The 14,901-nt window shown below is 66.3% G+C and carries 15 protein-coding genes, 1 tRNA gene and 1 pseudogene; 6 read left to right on the top strand and 11 right to left on the bottom strand.

The genetic code is table 11. The features are described 5' to 3' along the window. Nucleotides 1-23 precede the first annotated feature (23 nt). The 3 genes from SLQ30_RS16000 to SLQ30_RS15990 form a co-directional block, all read right to left on the bottom strand. A complete protein-coding gene (locus SLQ30_RS16000) occupies nucleotides 24-1,430 on the bottom strand; it encodes a mechanosensitive ion channel family protein (protein WP_319448518.1) in 1,407 nt (468 codons plus the stop codon). After that, complete coding sequence (locus SLQ30_RS15995) at nucleotides 1,427-3,628, bottom strand: adenylate/guanylate cyclase domain-containing protein (RefSeq protein ID WP_413468047.1); 2,202 nt, start codon at nucleotides 3,626-3,628, stop codon at nucleotides 1,427-1,429. Before SLQ30_RS15995 ends, SLQ30_RS16000 begins: the two co-directional genes overlap by 4 nt. Before the next feature lie 136 nt (nucleotides 3,629-3,764). After that, nucleotides 3,765-4,535: a class I SAM-dependent methyltransferase gene (locus SLQ30_RS15990; RefSeq protein WP_319448517.1), complete on the bottom strand. Its 771-nt coding sequence runs from the start codon at nucleotides 4,533-4,535 to the stop codon at nucleotides 3,765-3,767. 113 nt (nucleotides 4,536-4,648) lie between these two features. Here SLQ30_RS15990 and SLQ30_RS15985 point away from each other — a divergent pair, with 113 nt between their 5' ends. Further along, the gene (locus tag SLQ30_RS15985; protein WP_319448516.1) at nucleotides 4,649-5,158 is read left to right on the top strand and encodes a GtrA family protein; all 510 of its coding nucleotides are present in this window, start codon (nucleotides 4,649-4,651) and stop codon (nucleotides 5,156-5,158) included. Here SLQ30_RS15985 and SLQ30_RS15980 read toward each other — a convergent pair. From SLQ30_RS15980 to SLQ30_RS15970, 3 genes are all read right to left on the bottom strand, one after another. After that, nucleotides 5,106-5,660 carry a hypothetical protein gene (locus SLQ30_RS15980; RefSeq protein ID WP_319448515.1) on the bottom strand — a complete coding sequence of 185 codons (555 nt, stop codon included), beginning with the start codon at nucleotides 5,658-5,660 and terminating at the stop codon, nucleotides 5,106-5,108. The genes SLQ30_RS15985 and SLQ30_RS15980 overlap by 53 nt on opposite strands. A 467-nt stretch (nucleotides 5,661-6,127) precedes the next feature. After that, nucleotides 6,128-6,421 carry a hypothetical protein gene (locus SLQ30_RS15975; protein ID WP_319448514.1) on the bottom strand — a complete coding sequence of 98 codons (294 nt, stop codon included), beginning with the start codon at nucleotides 6,419-6,421 and terminating at the stop codon, nucleotides 6,128-6,130. Between the two features lie 83 nt (nucleotides 6,422-6,504). Further along, nucleotides 6,505-7,446, bottom strand: coding sequence for a hypothetical protein (locus SLQ30_RS15970; RefSeq protein WP_319448513.1), 942 nt, complete (start codon nucleotides 7,444-7,446; stop codon nucleotides 6,505-6,507). A gap of 84 nt (nucleotides 7,447-7,530) precedes the next feature. Here SLQ30_RS15970 and SLQ30_RS15965 point away from each other — a divergent pair, with 84 nt between their 5' ends. Then, complete coding sequence (locus tag SLQ30_RS15965; RefSeq protein ID WP_319448512.1) at nucleotides 7,531-8,121, top strand: TetR/AcrR family transcriptional regulator; 591 nt, start codon at nucleotides 7,531-7,533, stop codon at nucleotides 8,119-8,121. 18 nt (nucleotides 8,122-8,139) lie between these two features. Here SLQ30_RS15965 and SLQ30_RS15960 read toward each other — a convergent pair whose 3' ends face one another. The 3 genes from SLQ30_RS15960 to SLQ30_RS15950 form a co-directional block, all read right to left on the bottom strand. Further along, a complete protein-coding gene (locus SLQ30_RS15960; RefSeq protein ID WP_319448511.1) occupies nucleotides 8,140-8,805 on the bottom strand; it encodes a response regulator transcription factor in 666 nt (221 codons plus the stop codon). Next, nucleotides 8,802-10,010: a sensor histidine kinase gene (locus SLQ30_RS15955; protein ID WP_319448510.1), complete on the bottom strand. Its 1,209-nt coding sequence runs from the start codon at nucleotides 10,008-10,010 to the stop codon at nucleotides 8,802-8,804. Before SLQ30_RS15955 ends, SLQ30_RS15960 begins: the two co-directional genes overlap by 4 nt. Nucleotides 10,011-10,099: 89 nt before the next feature. After that, on the bottom strand, nucleotides 10,100-10,309 hold the full coding sequence (locus SLQ30_RS15950; protein WP_319448509.1) for a hypothetical protein: 210 nt from the start codon (nucleotides 10,307-10,309) through the stop codon (nucleotides 10,100-10,102). A 184-nt stretch (nucleotides 10,310-10,493) separates the two neighbouring features. On the opposite strand from SLQ30_RS15950, the gene SLQ30_RS15945 reads away from it, so the two are divergent. Both SLQ30_RS15945 and SLQ30_RS15940 read left to right on the top strand, forming a co-directional pair. Then, the gene (locus tag SLQ30_RS15945; protein ID WP_319448508.1) at nucleotides 10,494-11,009 is read left to right on the top strand and encodes a nitroreductase family protein; all 516 of its coding nucleotides are present in this window, start codon (nucleotides 10,494-10,496) and stop codon (nucleotides 11,007-11,009) included. After that, nucleotides 11,006-11,941: a 2-hydroxyacid dehydrogenase gene (locus SLQ30_RS15940; protein ID WP_319448507.1), complete on the top strand. Its 936-nt coding sequence runs from the start codon at nucleotides 11,006-11,008 to the stop codon at nucleotides 11,939-11,941. Before SLQ30_RS15945 ends, SLQ30_RS15940 begins: the two co-directional genes overlap by 4 nt. Before the next feature lie 6 nt (nucleotides 11,942-11,947). On the opposite strand, the gene SLQ30_RS15935 is transcribed toward SLQ30_RS15940, so the two are convergent. Next, a tRNA-Ser gene (locus tag SLQ30_RS15935) sits at nucleotides 11,948-12,037 on the bottom strand. 84 nt (nucleotides 12,038-12,121) lie between these two features. Here SLQ30_RS15935 and SLQ30_RS15930 point away from each other — a divergent pair. Both SLQ30_RS15930 and SLQ30_RS15925 read left to right on the top strand, forming a co-directional pair. Further along, nucleotides 12,122-12,691, top strand: a pseudogene (locus SLQ30_RS15930) (IS607 family transposase). Next, a complete protein-coding gene (locus SLQ30_RS15925) occupies nucleotides 12,681-14,339 on the top strand; it encodes a hypothetical protein (RefSeq protein WP_319448506.1) in 1,659 nt (552 codons plus the stop codon). Before SLQ30_RS15930 ends, SLQ30_RS15925 begins: the two are co-directional and overlap by 11 nt. A gap of 18 nt (nucleotides 14,340-14,357) precedes the next feature. On the opposite strand, the gene SLQ30_RS15920 is transcribed toward SLQ30_RS15925, so the two are convergent. After that, the gene (locus SLQ30_RS15920) at nucleotides 14,358-14,870 is read right to left on the bottom strand and encodes a MarR family winged helix-turn-helix transcriptional regulator (RefSeq protein WP_319448505.1); all 513 of its coding nucleotides are present in this window, start codon (nucleotides 14,868-14,870) and stop codon (nucleotides 14,358-14,360) included. Nucleotides 14,871-14,901: the final 31 nt, after the last annotated feature.

The raw sequence follows: 14,901 nt of genomic DNA, 5'->3' as shown, positions 1-14,901 counted from the left end.
CACAAGACTGCCAGACCCGTCGGTCAGTCAGCCTGGGCGGTCAGCGCCTTGCGGGCGTTGGCCCGCCGCTCCTCGATGGTGCGGCCGAACTCCTGCAGTAACAACGGGTTGCGTTGCACCAACATCTCGATGTGCCCGCGGTCGACCTGCACGACCGTCACCTCGTCGATGGCTTGCGCATTACCTATCACGGGCTGCCGCGTCAGGGTGCTCTGCCCGAAGTAGCCGCCCTCCTCGAGGGTGCCGATCGGAATCTCCGAACCATCGTCCCCGCCCCCGGTGAGCCGTACGGCGCCCGAGACGATGAACGTCATCCGCTCGGGAACCACTCCGGAGCGTTGGATCACCTCGTCGGCTCCGTAGCGCTCCAGCGTGGCATTCGGAACGACGGCCTGCTGATCGTCGATGCTGAGCCGCAGTGTCGGCGCGACGACGTTGCGTACTGCTTCGGCGACCATCTCGGGGGTAGAGAACTGCCCCCCGGTCTCGTTGAGATGCAGACCAGCTCGGCGCGCGGCATACCAAACCCATTGCAGAAAAACAGTTCTCGCCGCACCATCGTCAGCCGGGGAGCTCAGCGGAATCTTGGTCCGGTACTCAAGACCACCCGATGGCGACGCCGAGACCGTGGCGTCCTGCCGTCGCTGCGGCAGGTCGGCAGCCACTCTCGCCAACATGGCGCACACCTGGTTGGGCGGGTCGTCGAGCGCGAACGTCGTCGTCACGGTGATCTCGTGCTTGCGCTCGGGCCGGCTCAAGTTGGTGAACGAAGCCCCGGCCAGCACCGAGTTAGGCGTGATCTGCAGTCCGGTGCTGGTCTCCAGATGTACTGCCCGCCAGTTCACTTCGACGACGCGGCCACGGGCCGCCGGCGTCTCCAACCAGTCGCCCAGCTGAAACGGCTGCTCGAACAACATCAGCAGTCCCGAGATGATCTGACCGACGGAGTTCTGCAGCGTCAGACCGATGACGATCGACGTCACGCCGAGCGCGGTGAACAGGCCGCGCACGTTCGCACCCCAGATGACCGAGAAGATCAGCGCAAGGCCCACGGCGATGACGAGGAACCGCCCGACGTCGATGAAGATCGTCGGAACCCGTTTCCGCCACGTTCCAGCAGGGGCGCCCTGGAAGAGCGTGGCGTTCACTCCCGAGAGCAGCAGCACCAGCACGACGAAGGCAAAGAGAGTGCCTACCATCCGGACCGGAGTAGCCCCGGGCGGCACCTGTTTGGCTTCGATCATCAGCAGCAGCAATGCACCGAGCGGAAGCAGGTAGTTGCGCAGAAGTGTCACCGGCCGGACGAGGAAGCTGTCCCTCCGCCGTAACGCGTGCTGCCACTCCGTGAGCGCCACCAGTCCGACCGGTAGCCCGACCGCGATCCCCACCGCCCAGTAGAACCACGACGAAGTGAACACGTCGGTGCTCACCTCGGCTCCACCAGCCGCCAGCTCGGCTGCTCCTGTCCCTCGACCGTGACGGAACCGGCCGACGTGAAGCTCATGGTCTCCCGGAGCGCTTGGTACACCCGGTCGGTGACGTCGATACCAGGTTGGCGGGAACCGCTTTTCACCTGATACGCGATGTTCACTGCCGCCCCCCACATGTCGTAGACCACCGACGGGCGACCGCTGAGTCCGCTACTGACCGTGCCGGTGTCCACCCCCGCCCGCAAGCTGAGACTGCTGTTCGTCTCGGTGTTGAAGCGGTCGATGATCCGTTGACACTCCAGCGCGAAGTCGACCGTTCTTCGGACATTGTCCAGCCGAGGCACGTTGAGCCCGCAGCTTCCCAGGTAGCCGTTACGGACCGAGCGGATGCGTTCCATGCCGAGACCGTCTCCGGCCGCGTCGATTTGGCGTTCGAGGTCGTCGACGATCGTGAGCCATCGTTCGGACGTCAGTTCGGCCTGCAGCCGGTCCAGCCCCATGACGTCGACGAATATCACGGTGACGTCCTGGTGCTCTTCTGCGGGGATGTCCTCGCCCTGCCGGTATCGCGCGGCGACCGGTTCGGGCATCAGCAACCCCAATAGCTGATCGTTCTCCTTGCGCTGTTCGTTGAGCAGTTCCTCCTTGACCGTCAGGCTTCTGCTCATCTCGTTGAAAGCCTTGGTGAGATCACCGATTTCGTCCCGGGTTTCCACCGGTATCAAGACGTGGTAGTCGCCGGCGCTGATCCGTCGCGCGGCAGCCTCCAGGCGTCTGATCGGCCGCACGAACAGTTGGGCGAGGAACACGGCCGCGACACAGACGATGAAGATGATGCCGACTGTCGACAACACCATCGTCTTGGTGAACGTCGACTCACGTGCGAAGGCCTCCGAAGTGTCGAGCTTCGCGACGATGGACCAGTGGATGTCGGAATCCGGAACCACCACGGGCGCATAGGCTTGCAGCGTCTCGCGTCCGAGATAATCGGTGGTGATCAACGTCCCGGACTGCCCACGCTCGGCAGCCTCGGTGGCTTCCGACGCAACCGGTTGTACCAGAGTGGTGCCGCCCAGCCGGATTGCTCGATCGGCGACGTCCGCGGGAGTGCCTGCCTGGACGACGTCGCGCTTGTAGGCCTGCGGATCCTGGAGGAACATCCGGGAGTCCGACCGCATCAGACCGTCCGGCCCGGCCAGATAGGTTTCGCCCGTTTCACCGAGACCCGCAGCCGCCCACTGCTTGTCGAACGTCATCAGCCGGTTGATCTTCGTCGCGGGGAACTGCAGCGCGAGCACGCCCTCGGCGCGACCGTTGGCAACGATGGGGGTGACCATCCACGCGGTGGGGACGTTCTCCGCAGGCTGATAGATCTCGAAGTCGGTGAATCCCACGTAATCCAGCGCGTTGGACGACAGCGCGTCCTCGAATGCCCCGCGCAGTTTCGATCCGCTGTACGGTCCCGCAAGGATGTTGGTGCCGAGATCGACGTCCTTGTAGGCCGAGTAGACGACGTTGCCGCCGGCGTCCAGCAGAAGCGCGTCCTCGAACTCGAAGCGGGTGGCGATCTCCCGGAAGAAGTCTTGGTAACGCGCATTGGCCGCCGACCACGCGCTCCCGTCGTGGGCATCGTTCATCGTCAGCGCCACGTCGTCAGACTTGCGCTGGGCGGTGTAGTTGGCTTGTAGATACCGTTGCGCGTTGCTGGTCGGAAGTAATTGCGCGACGTTCAGCTTGTCGTCGCTGTACTGCTCCACCTGTTTGATGAAACCGTTGTTGTAGTAATCGGTTATCGACTGAGCCTGGGCGGGGCTGATGGGCTGATTTTGTAGCTGAGCGAAGCCGGCGGTAAATGCCTCTAGCGCGTCCGCCGTGGTGGCTCCGCGTGTGTAGACGATCATCGAGTTCTTGAGGTCCGTCAGCTGGTCGTGCAGGGACCGAGCCTGGGACTCGCGCACCTCGGTTAGCCGGCTGAACACCGAGTCGCGAAGCGAATTGCGGCCGGCCTCAAAGCCAATGATCCCGACTACGGTGGCGGCCACGATCGTGCACACCACCATCATCACGACGAGCTTGCTCTGGATGCTCACCTTGGACAGCAGGCGATTGCGCTGGAATCGGTCGAACCTGTGTGGCTTCAGCGCCTCCTCGGGCGCAGGCTCCAGGCTGGCAGCGGCTGGCTCAGACACGTGCAACATCGGCATCCCTTCGCCGGCCCGGCTCGCGCGGCGGCCTCGGCGCACATTAACACCGCTGTGACAGATGTGGTTCTAGTGGTAGATGGGATTTACCGAATCGACGCCAAAGGAGCGCCGACGGCCGTATTCCTGTGAGTCAGCTGATGATTCGCTGATCGGGAGTCGCGATGACGACGAGTGCGTCGCCCCCGACCGTCACACCGTCCGGGCCGATGCGATCAGCCAGCCGTGCGCGCAGTTCGGCGGCTTGCTCGGCGGTCAGAATCAAATGGTTGGAATGGGTGAACGCATAGTCCAGCCATTGGTCTCGGGAGTACTGGAGGCTGCGCGGATAGATGTGCTGCTCAACGGCGTAACCGTGTGCGGCAAGCGTGGCGCGTAGGTCCGCGGGGTCGTGGTGCGGGCGGGTGATGTCGTCATCCATGTAGTCGGCGTAGATGGCGGCGAAGTCCGCCCGCGTCGGCTTGGTGGGGGACAGTCGATTCCACATCAACGCGAGGCGTCCACCGGACCGCAGCACGGTGCGTATCTTCGGCAGGGCGACCGCGGGATCGACCCAATGGAAGGACGCCGCGAACACGACCAGATCAAAGCTGCGCCCGGCGGGTTCCCACCGTTCGAACGTGTCGAGCTCGACCGGTATCCCCTTCAGCCGCGCCAGCGCGGCCATCCTGGCATCGGGCTCGACGGCCAGCACGTCGGCCCCGCGTTCGGTCAGCTGCTGCGATGCGATCCCGGTACCGGCGCCGACGTCGAGTACCAACCGTGCGCCCGAACTCAGGAGCTCATCGACGAGGTCGTCGGGGTAACGCGGGCGGTGCGTGTCGTAAGCAGTGGCTTCGCCGCCAAATGAGTTGGCGCGCAATCGGTTGGTGTAGAGATTCAGTCCTGGTGGCACCTCACCCATCGTATCCACCCTGAATGTGAACCGCCTGCCAGGTGCCCACGAGTGAAGCCCTCATAGCGGAATCGTAGGTTGGACCAAACCGTCACACATCCACGCGGTCCACGATCAGTGCCATGACGGACACGGCGCTCGCACACGACATCGACGACGATCTGACGCTCGGGGCGGTACCGGTTGACGCGATCGCAGCCGAGCTCGCACCCACCGGCCCCGTCCCGGCATCGGTGTCGCCGCTGGGCCAGGTGCTCCGCTTCGGAACGATCGGAGTTGCGTGCACCGCCGCCTATTTGGTGCTGTTCGTCATGCTGCAGGGACTCCTGGGTGCCCAGGTCGCGAACCTAGTCGCGCTGCTCATCACCGCGGTCGCCAATACGTCGGCCAATCGGCGGTTCACGTTCGGCGTGCGGGGCCGGCTCGGAGCCGCGCGCCATCAGGTCCAGGGACTCGTGGTCTTCGCGATCACGCTGGGCATCACCAGCGGAGCGTTGGATGCATTGCACGGCCTCGTCGCCGATCCGTCCCGAACCGTAGAGGTCGGCATGCTGGTGCTGGCCAATCTCGCAGCGACCCTCATCCGATTCGTACTACTGCGCACCTGGGTCTTCGCCCGACGGACGCACTGAAGCACAGTCGCCCGGAGGTCACCTTGCAAGCGAGACGGTTACTAGCAGGCATCGCAGTCACCTGCTGCGTCGAGGCCAGTCTGCTCGGATTGAGTTCCGAAGCCCTGTCCGCCGCCGCGCCGCCGCCATTCCCCATGGCGCCAAGCGATTCGGGATCGTCCAGCGATTCAGGCTCGTCGTCGGCCGGGTCGAGTGATTCCGGGTCTTCCTCGTCCTCGGCCTCATCGTCGTCGGGCTCAACGTCGTCGAGCGACTCGGGCTCGTCTTCCGGCGGGATCGAATTGGAGCCATCCTCGGGCGGCTCAAGCGATTCCGGGTCCCCACCATCGGGCCCGAGCGATTCGGGTGCCCCAGCGGCGGGTGGCTCGAGCGCCCCGGAGCAGCCCGCTCCGGGGCTCGAGCCGCCCTCGCCGCCGACCGGACCACCGGATTCGAGTGCCGGCGGGTCGGCGACCGGACCCGCAGACCGAGACCCCAGTGCGCCCACCGGACCGCCAGACATGAGTCCCGGCACCGCCAGTGGGCCCCCGAGCGGCAACCCCGGCAAATCCGGAGAACCTGGTCAGGGTGGGTCGCCCGCCGGCCACGTTTCCGATGGGCCTCCGCCAGGACACGGTGGACCGCCCAACGGCGGCGGGCCTCCCAGCGGCGGGCCTCCCGGGCGGGGTCCTCACCCGCCACCGTGGCATCGACCGCCACCGCCAATTCCGCCGCTACCGACGGACACGCCGATACCGGACTTCCCAGAAGACGACGAGCCGCCGACGTGTGAACCCGCCCCACCGGCGGGCGGTCGGCCTCCGCAGGCGTTCCAGTATCACGGCCAAACGGTTACTCCGACAATCGATCCGGGCTCGCAGCAGTGGGCTTCTCATTCCACGGCAAGTGGATACCGCTAAGCGAGCCCGGCTGCTAGCTTTCGCGCGTGTCGCGAATTCCTGTGAACCGGGCCCGCTTTGAGGTGACGGACTAGTGTCCCTGTCCGCCGTGACCGTGGTGCATCATTGCGGCGCCGTGCGCGGAGCCGCCGCCGTGCCCATGGTGTCCACCGCCGCCGCCGTGAGCGCCCAAGATGAAACCGCTCCAGAAGATCACGGCGATGACGAAGACGGTCGCGGCGACTGTGATGACCGCCGCGGCAACGCGATAGACCCTGGGATGTCCGTCACGCTTGCGCCAGCGTCGCGGCGATTCGTCGGCCCGCGGGGTGACTGCGTGCGACTCAGAGGTGGGTTCGATTGTCTGCTCAGGTGTTTCAGTCATGTACCCAGCTTGACCAGACGATCAGGGTAGCCACTATGCGTTGGCTTTGAATCTGCTATGTCGTGGTCCGGTCTAGGCAGCTTTCAGTGCGTTGCCCCGAGCGCCACTTCGGTGTAGTCGTTGGCTCCTCGCCGAGCGGCGAAGCCCACCGCCAGCCGGTAGAGCCACGTCGATGGCGGCATGCGGAATCCGGCGCTGGTGTGCGGACGATATGTGGCCGTGTGCGGCGAGTCCACTTCCAGCCACCCGGTGTGCAGCCGTTGGTGGTTTCCGTGGTTGCCGAGGCCGTGGTGGCTGAATGAGTGCGCGGTCAGGCCGGCGCGGCGGTGCCCAGATGGCAACACGGGCCCGGCAGTCCCGAGTCGGATGCCGACGTCATCGAAGCCGGTGATCAACACCGGAACCACCATGGGTAGGCCGTCCTCGCCGACCCAGCCGAGCAGTACGTGCGGCAGACGTCGGGCCCTGCGGGCCGCCCGGGCGCAGTCGATGCGAGTGCCTGTGCCGCCGAGCGGGGATGCTTGCGACGCCGCTGGCGGTGGCAGTGGGGTGCCGAGCAGTTCCGGTTCGCCGGACGCCCGCAGGTCAGGCCAGCTCATGATGCGCTCGACGGCGATGTCGATGGGTATGCGGGTGTAGTAGACGCGGAGCCACCGTCCCCACAGCCCGCTCGGCGGTGCGCCGTCCTTATCGTCCCACCGAGTGCCGATGGTCGCCGGGAAGTCGGGTACCGGCGCCGACACGGTGGCGAAGCCCTGAACGAGGACGTACTGCATGCCGTCGGCGGTGCTGTGGTCACGACTATGGAATGCGACCGCCACGTGAGGATTTCGCCGCATCCGTTCAATCTTCTTCGACGCTCCGACCGAGCTGTTCACCCCGACCACCCCGGCCTGGCGATCGTGGACGGCGAAGTTGGTCATCGGTGCTATCACGACTCCGCGCGCCGGAGTGACCGCCGCGACGCCGACCACCTGGTCTCCGGCGAGTACTCCATCGAGTTGGGTCGACCAGGACACGGTCATCGGCTTCTCCCACGTTGTCAAGGCACACTGTCTAGACAAGATTTGTCGAGACAGTGTGTCTTGTCAAGTGTTAGATTCGTTGCCATGTCAGAACGTGCGTCGCGGCCGCACAGCGGCCGACGGCGCAACGAAGATGCGCGGCGCGCCATTTTGGACGCTGCATTTTCCTTGCTTCAGGAGGCAGGTGGGCCTGGGGTCACGGTGCAAGGCACCGCCGCCGCCGCTGGGGTCGGCCGCCAGACCATTTATCGCTGGTGGCCCAACAGAGGGGCACTCATCGCCGAAGCCTTGGCCGAGCGTGCGCGCACCGTCGTCGCCATCCCAGACACCGGTTCATTCCGTGATGACCTCGTTGGCTTTCTCACTGCATCGTTTGCCGACGCCGTCGACAACGCGCAGACGCTGCGCCAGTTCATGGCACTGGCCCAACAGGACCCAGAGCTTGCCGCGGTCGCTCCGGACTTCGCCGTGTCACGACAGGCGCCGCTGCGGGCGCTGCTCGAACGGGGTCGTGCCCGCGGCGCTCTGTCCAGTGTGATCGACATTGACGTGCTTGCCGACGTGGCATACGGATTCCTTTGGAACCGGTTGCTATTGGGTCATGCTTCGCTCGACCGGGACGCCGCCGAGAAGCTCGGCGACGCACTGATGGCCGTCGGATCGCAGCAGGCGTGAGACCGACACGACGGATGGTCAGCGCGGTTCGACGAGGTGGTTTTGGTAGGCGAAGACGATTGCGGCCGCACGATCACGGAGGCCCAGCTTCATGAAGATGTGGCCGACGTGGGTCTTCACGGTCAGCCCCGAAATGGTTAGTACATCGGCGATCTCGGCATTGGTGTGTCCCCGCGCGATCAGCAAGAGCACGTCGTACTCGCGTGGGGTCAGTTCATCCAGGTCGGCGATTTCCGCGGTCGCCGCGGCCGTACTGCGGTAGGCGGTGAGCACTCGTGCGGTCACCGAGGGGTCGAGGTAACTGGCACCGCTGCCCACCGCCCGAACGGCCCGGATCAGGTCCTCGGCCGGTGAGTCCTTCAGGACGAAACCCGCAGCACCGGCGCGCAATACTCCGGAGAGCAGATCGTCGTCGTTGAACGTCGTCAGCGCAAGCACCGGTGGGCCTTCCGCCTCGGCCAGCAGCCGAGTCGCTTCGATCCCGTCGACCCGTTTCATGCGCAGATCCATCACCACCACATCGGGGCGGTGCCGGGCGACGGCGTCGACGACCTCGTCGCCGTCGGAGCACTCGGCGACGACCACGATGCCCTGTGTTTCCCGCAGGATCAGGGAGAGTCCAGAGCGCACCAATTCCTGGTCGTCGACTATCAGGGCCCGTATGACCTGGCGCTCGTCGGTCACGACGCGGCCTTCCGATGGGTCCAGTAGGGGTCGTCGGCGCCTGCGGGCACCGCGACGTGCACGGCCCACTGACCGTTGGATGGTCCCGCATCGATGGTGCCGCCGAGGGGTTCGATCCGCTGCCGCATCCCGCGCAGTCCGCGACCTGCCGCACCGACTGGTGTGCCCGGCTGCGGCAACTGGTTGACGATCGAAAGTTGCACTGCCGTAGGAGAAATCGTGAGTGTCACTGCGGCCTGGGAGTCCGACGCATGCTTGGCGACATTGGACAGGGACTCCTGGGTGATGCGGTATAGCGCCAGGCCGACGGCGCCCGAGACGTGCTCGATCGGGCCGCTCGCGGTGAGGACTACGTCGAGACCCGCCCGCGAGAAGTCTTCGGTGAGTGCGGTGATGTCGGAAATGCCGGGCTCGGGTGCTCGTGCGGTGGGGTCGGCGTCGAGGAGTCCCACCGTGCGGCGGATGTCAGCCATGGCTTGGCGGCCCTGGCGCTCAGCCTGGTGCAGTGCGCGGACGACGGCGGCTGCGTCACCGTCGTGCTCGAGGGTGTGTCGCGCACCGGTGAGGTGTAGCAGGGTGATGCTCAGCGTGTGCGCGATGACGTCGTGCACTTCATGGGCGATGCGACGGCGTTCGTCGGCGGCGGCAAGGGCGGCTAACTTGGCCTGCATCTGCCGCTGTTCGAGCAGGAGTTCCTGTTGGATGCGCATGAGATAGCCGACGAGCCAACCGATTCCGACGAACGCCAGGTAGAGCACGGGGGTGTCCAGGCGGTGCAGCGCCGCAGCGCACCCCAGTAGCGCTGTGGCCGAGGATGCGGCCACGACGCCGCCGCGGGTCGAGGTGATGGCGCTAATGACACCGACACTGAGAATGAGCAGCAATGGCGCGAAGTCGCCGTTGATGGGCGTCGACGTCGCGAAGAGCATGATGGCGGTGGCCAGCATCCACGCCGTCCACAGTGCTGGCCCTTCGTGTTTGACGACGTTGCAGAGGAAGAACACTATCCAGGGACTGAATGCGATCACCATCGCCACTATGGCGATCGGCCAGTCCGACACCGGACGCTGAACGGTGGCGACGGCGCCGATGACGATCATCGCTACGTCAACGGTGACGACGAACGGCCAGCTGAAGCCGGCTGGCAGCAACCGCTCCTTGCGCGTGACCCACGCTCGGAGGTGCCGCTTCACCGCGGTCGACATCCCGACATCGTAGAACGCTCGGCCGGACGTCACCTCATCCCGGAGAGGGGTACCGCTGTACTACCGCGGTAGGAGGTCGCGGTCGCGCGTCACAGCCGCCACATCTCGCGGGCCATCGATGCGTCCTCCATGAAGCGGGCGCGAAGCGGCGGCTCAGGCGACCGCTCGCGTCGAGGTGCGCGCTGGGCCCTTCGCGTTGCACCGACGGATTCGATGAACATTCGTGCCCAGGAGGCGATTCGGCGACCAGTGTGGCTGCCAGGAAACGGAATACCCGATCCGGCGGCTGCGTCAGTCATCGGTCTGTGCTTCTACTCGTGTCATGACTCGACGCTATGAAGTGTCGCCGCCGGTGCGCATCGTGCCGGAGGCCGATCTTGACCTACGACCGTGGCAGCACGTACCAGGCTCGACGAGGGCCGTGCGGGAAATAGTGCTTACGTAGGCGTGGTTGAGTCGTGAAAGCGAAATAGAGGAGACGAGATGGAAGCCTGGGACGCGATCCGTGCCCGACGCAATGTGCGAAGCTACCTGCCCGACCCCGTTCCCGACAGCGCGCTGGACCGCATCGCAGAAGCCGGGTGGCGGGCGCCGTCGGCCAAGAACGACCAGCACTGGGACTTCGTCATCGTCACCGATCGTGGCCAACTTCAAGAACTGTCCACCGTGTGGCGTGGCGCGGTACACATCGCCGCGGCCGCGGCGGCGATCGCCCTGATCGTCCCCGAACCTCCCGACGAGCGCACGAAGCTCATCGACCAGTACGACCTAGGGCAGGCGACGATGGCGATGACGATCGCCGCGACTGACCTCGGCATCGGCACCGGGCACTCGTCGGTGGGCGATCAGCAGAAGGCGCGCGCGATCCTCGGCGTGCCAGCCGATCACCTCGTCTCGTACCTGCTCGGTATCGGGTATCCCGCCGATCGTCCACTCAAGCCGATCCTCAAGCCCAATCGTCGGCCCTTCGCCGAAGTCGTCCACCGCGGGCACTGGTGAGTAGCGCCGAACGGGCGCGGTTGAAGGTGCTCGTCCCCGGCAACCTGGGGCTCGACGTGTCGGACACCCCACCCAACATCGAAGCGGTGCAGTACCAGCCGGGTGAGCTGTGGCCCGCCGGACACCTCGACGCCTCCGTCGTCGTCGTCGGATACGACAAGGCTGCCGCAGTCGGGGCGCGGTTCGCCGAGTTGCCCAACCTGCGGCTCGTCCAGACGCTCAACGCCGGTTACGAACAGTGGCTGGCCGTGCTCCCGGACGGCGTGCTGCTCTCGAACGGCCGTGGCGCGCACGGAGGTTCGTCGGCCGAATGGGTGGTGGCGGCGTTGCTTGCCATCTACCGGGACCTCGGCCTCTTCGCCAAGCAGCAGGCCGATGGTCAATGGCGGCGCAAGGACACCGAGACCCTGATCGGCAAGCGTATCGTCGTGCTCGGCGCCGGGGATCTGGCGGTGAATCTGGCCGCCCGGCTCATGCCGTTCGAGACCGACGTGGTGCTGGTCGGACGGCGAGCCAGGCCCGGAGTGCACGCCCTCGACGAGCTCGACGAACTCCTGCCCACCGCGGACGTGGTGGTCGCGATGTTGCCCGAGAGCGAAGCCACCCACCACATCGTCGATGCCGAATTCCTGGCCCGCCTGCGGACCGGCACGATCGTGGTCAACGTGGGCCGCGGCGGGTTGGTGGACACCGACGCACTGCTCGCGGAGTTGACGTCGGGCCGACTGCGCGCCGCACTCGACGTCACCGATCCGGAACCGTTGCCGCCGGGCCACCCACTGTGGTCCGCGCCAGGCTTGTTACTGACCCCACACGTGGCGGGTAGCACCGAGGCTGCGTGGCAACGGGCGTGGGCCGTCGCGCTGCGGCAACTCGAGGCCTATGCGCGCGGTACCGATCCGCCGAACCTGGTCGCGGGCACCGGCAGCTGACGAAAATGGCGGTGGCGGAGGGATTTGAACCCCCGGTCGGTGTTAGCCGACTCTCGCTTTCAAGGCGAGTGCATTAGGCCGCTCTGCCACGCCACCATCGACAAGGGTAACGGCAGGTGGTCGGGTAGTGAGTGGTAGTGATCGTTGGGGTGTTCCAGTGAGTGGGCTGGTGGTGTAAATCTGACGGATTGGGCGCGGTCGGAGGGTGTTCATCCGCAGACGGGTACCGCTGGTTTCGGGAGGGCACGTTGCCGGTGCCTGCGGTGCGGGGTGGGTTTGATGCGCGGGTGTCTTCGCATGATCAGCGGGGGGATTTAGGTAGGCCGGTTGCCTGGCTGGTTCAGTGGGCGGCTGGCGGCTGGGATGGCGGTGGTGCGGGTGGAGGCCGACGTCGGGTGTGGGATGAACGGGGCCCAATCGTAAGTTGCGCCGGTTGTTGGCTGACCCGAAGGTGGCCGCGGTGGTGGTGGTGGTGGTGGGCACCGGGATCGGTTGGGGCGGATGAACACTGAGTTGGTGGAGGGAGCACTGTCGGCGCATGGCTGTCGCCTGGCGGTGCTCGATTCTGGTGAGGTGACCGTCGATCTGGTTGGCGACATGGTGGAGGTGTTGACCTGGTTGTGTGCCCGGTTGTACGGGCGACGGTCGGCGCGTGATCGGGCGATCACGGCGGTGGGTTGCGCGCGCCGTGATATGGGTCCGGCGGTGTTTGTCGGTGCCAGTGGTCAGGATGTCGGTGATGGCCAGTGAACGTCGGGCGTTGCGCCGGATCGCCGATCCGGTGCTGGCAGCTGGGCCGGCGGGGGTGCGTATCCGGACCCGGGTTCACCTGACCGATGCCGAGGCTTCGGCGCTGGGGGCGGTCGGATCGTTTCTGGGATCGGTGTACCGCACGGAGTTGGCGGCCCGTGTGGGGTTCGGTCGGTTGGACCATGAGGCGCACGCGGCCTGGCGGGCCCGGCGTAAGCGGGCGCTGACTGCGGTGTCGTCGTCGCGCTGGGCGGGGGCGATCACCCGTGCGGTTGAGGACCAATACCAGCTGGGCATGCGCGCCCTGAGCGCTCACGTCACCGATCTACGCCAAGGGATCGAGGTGGTGGAGCAGCGGTGTGCACTGCGCCCCGGTGCGCAGGATCTGGCACCGGCAGCAGCGGGCCGCCGCCGTGGTCGTGGATACCGCACGGCTGGTGAGCGGTTCGCCAAGACGCGGCGGCTGGCGGTGTTGCGGGCCCGCCTGGAGGCAGCCGAGGACGCGTTGGCTGCTGGGCGTCCGTCGATCGTGGTGGGTGGGAAACGGTTGTGGCGCAACCGCACCCACCTCGATACGGCGGGCTTGACCGAACCGCAGTGGCGCGACCGTTGGGATGGCGCCCGGATGTTCTTCACCGCGGATGGGGAATCGGGCAAGGCTGGCGGCAATGAAACCATCCGCGTCGATGAAGCGGGCCGGTTGCGGATCAAAGTCCCGGCCGCGTTGGTCGACCAGCTGGGTTCACATCTCGATGTGGGTGCACCGGTGGCGTTCAGCCACCGCGGCACCGAGTGGAAGGCACGGGTCGCTGCGCGGCGCGCGGTGCGCTATGACATCACCTTCGACCCGGCCAAGGGCCGTTGGTATCTCGACGCGTCCTGGAAACAGGACACGGCGGAGGTGGCACCCTCGCTCGATGCGTTGCGCACCGGCCCGGTGCTGGGCGTCGATCTCAACGCCGACCACCTCGCCTGCTGCGTGCTCGACAGGTCCGGAAATCCGGTCGGGGACCCGATCACGATCCCCATCGAGACCGCCGGCTTAGCGGCGTCGCGCCGTGATGGGCGGGTCCGCGCGGCCATCACCGCCCTACTCGATGCTGCTACCCAGGCTGCGTGCACGGCGGTAGTCATCGAGCACCTCGACTTCGCCGATGCCCGCGCGGTCGGCCGCGACACGATGGGCCGCGGTAGACGCGGAAAGTCGTTCCGGCGCACCGTGGCCGGTATCCCGACCGCGCGATTCCGAACCCGCCTGACCGCGATGGCCGCCCGCCGCGGCATCGCAATCATCGGGGTCGATCCGGCGTACACCAGCACATGGGGCAACCAGCACTGGCGTAAACCGCTACAACAACAGACTTCCGAACCGGTCACCCGCCATCACGGCGCGGCGACCGCGATCGGCAGACGTGGCCTCGGACTACCGATCAGGCGACGGCCGGCAGGACCCCGCAACGGACAGCGGACCGTTGCGGGCACACCACCGGCCAGGCCCAAACGTCCACCGAGCCACGTTGGCAGGCACGGCAGTTCCGGCCCACCGCCACCCACACGATGGGTACCGGTCCACCGGAGAACACCCGCCGCCAGCGGCCAACACCGTTCGGGCCGCAACCGAACAGCACACGCTGCTGCTCACCCATAAGGAACGGTAAGGGGCGCGCTAGACCCGGCCCAACCGGGCGGGCGCAGCTTCCGCCTTCAACGCGGCCCCGATGCGGCGGCAGCTCTCGCCGAGCGAGGCGACCTGGGAGCGCGACAACTTGTTCAGATAGTGCGCGCGCACCCCTTGGCCGTACGTCACCATCGCCGCGGAGAGCAGCGCGCGGCCTTCCTCGGTGATGCAGGCCACGACGCCGCGGCCGTCCTCGGGGCTCGAATGACGGCGGGCCAGGTTGTGCGCCTCCAGCCTGTTGATCTGCCGAGTTACCCTGCTAGGCAACGACATCAGCTCGTCGGCGAGGTCGCCCATGCGCGCTGAACCGTTCGGTGCCCGTTCGAGCACGTCAAGCAGCCGCACGTCGTTCAGCGTCAAGTGATGCGCATCGACGAGTGACCGATTCAGTGCGGCGTAGACCCCCAGCGCCGAATCCAGATAGTTTTGCCACGATCGCTGTTCCGCGTAGTCGAGGCTCGGCATCCTACTAGCTGTACGCCCCTCAATTGTGTCCCCCATGGCGACATATTAGAGCTAAGCCTCGCGAGTA

The organism is Mycobacterium sp. RTGN4 (genome assembly GCF_033804635.1).
GTDB lineage: Bacteria > Actinomycetota > Actinomycetes > Mycobacteriales > Mycobacteriaceae > Mycobacterium.
This window is presented reverse-complemented; position numbering and strand designations above follow the sequence as displayed.

Bases quoted from the DNA above. Each gene is read 5' to 3' on its own strand.
- SLQ30_RS15995 (WP_413468047.1), bottom strand. From the start codon at position 3,628: ATGTTGCACGTGTCTGAGCCAGCCGCTGCCAGCCTGGAGCCTGCGCCC.
- SLQ30_RS15990 (WP_319448517.1), bottom strand. From the start codon at position 4,535: ATGGGTGAGGTGCCACCAGGACTGAATCTCTACACCAACCGATTGCGC.
- SLQ30_RS15985 (WP_319448516.1), top strand. From the start codon at position 4,649: ATGACGGACACGGCGCTCGCACACGACATCGACGACGATCTGACGCTC.
- SLQ30_RS15980 (WP_319448515.1), bottom strand. From the start codon at position 5,660: ATGTCTGGCGGTCCGGTGGGCGCACTGGGGTCTCGGTCTGCGGGTCCG.
- SLQ30_RS15975 (WP_319448514.1), bottom strand. From the start codon at position 6,421: ATGACTGAAACACCTGAGCAGACAATCGAACCCACCTCTGAGTCGCAC.
- SLQ30_RS15970 (WP_319448513.1), bottom strand. From the start codon at position 7,446: ATGACCGTGTCCTGGTCGACCCAACTCGATGGAGTACTCGCCGGAGAC.
- SLQ30_RS15965 (WP_319448512.1), top strand. From the start codon at position 7,531: ATGTCAGAACGTGCGTCGCGGCCGCACAGCGGCCGACGGCGCAACGAA.
- SLQ30_RS15955 (WP_319448510.1), bottom strand. From the start codon at position 10,010: ATGTCGACCGCGGTGAAGCGGCACCTCCGAGCGTGGGTCACGCGCAAG.
- SLQ30_RS15950 (WP_319448509.1), bottom strand. From the start codon at position 10,309: ATGACTGACGCAGCCGCCGGATCGGGTATTCCGTTTCCTGGCAGCCAC.
- SLQ30_RS15945 (WP_319448508.1), top strand. From the start codon at position 10,494: ATGGAAGCCTGGGACGCGATCCGTGCCCGACGCAATGTGCGAAGCTAC.
- SLQ30_RS15925 (WP_319448506.1), top strand. From the start codon at position 12,681: ATGGCCAGTGAACGTCGGGCGTTGCGCCGGATCGCCGATCCGGTGCTG.
- SLQ30_RS15920 (WP_319448505.1), bottom strand. From the start codon at position 14,870: ATGGGGGACACAATTGAGGGGCGTACAGCTAGTAGGATGCCGAGCCTC.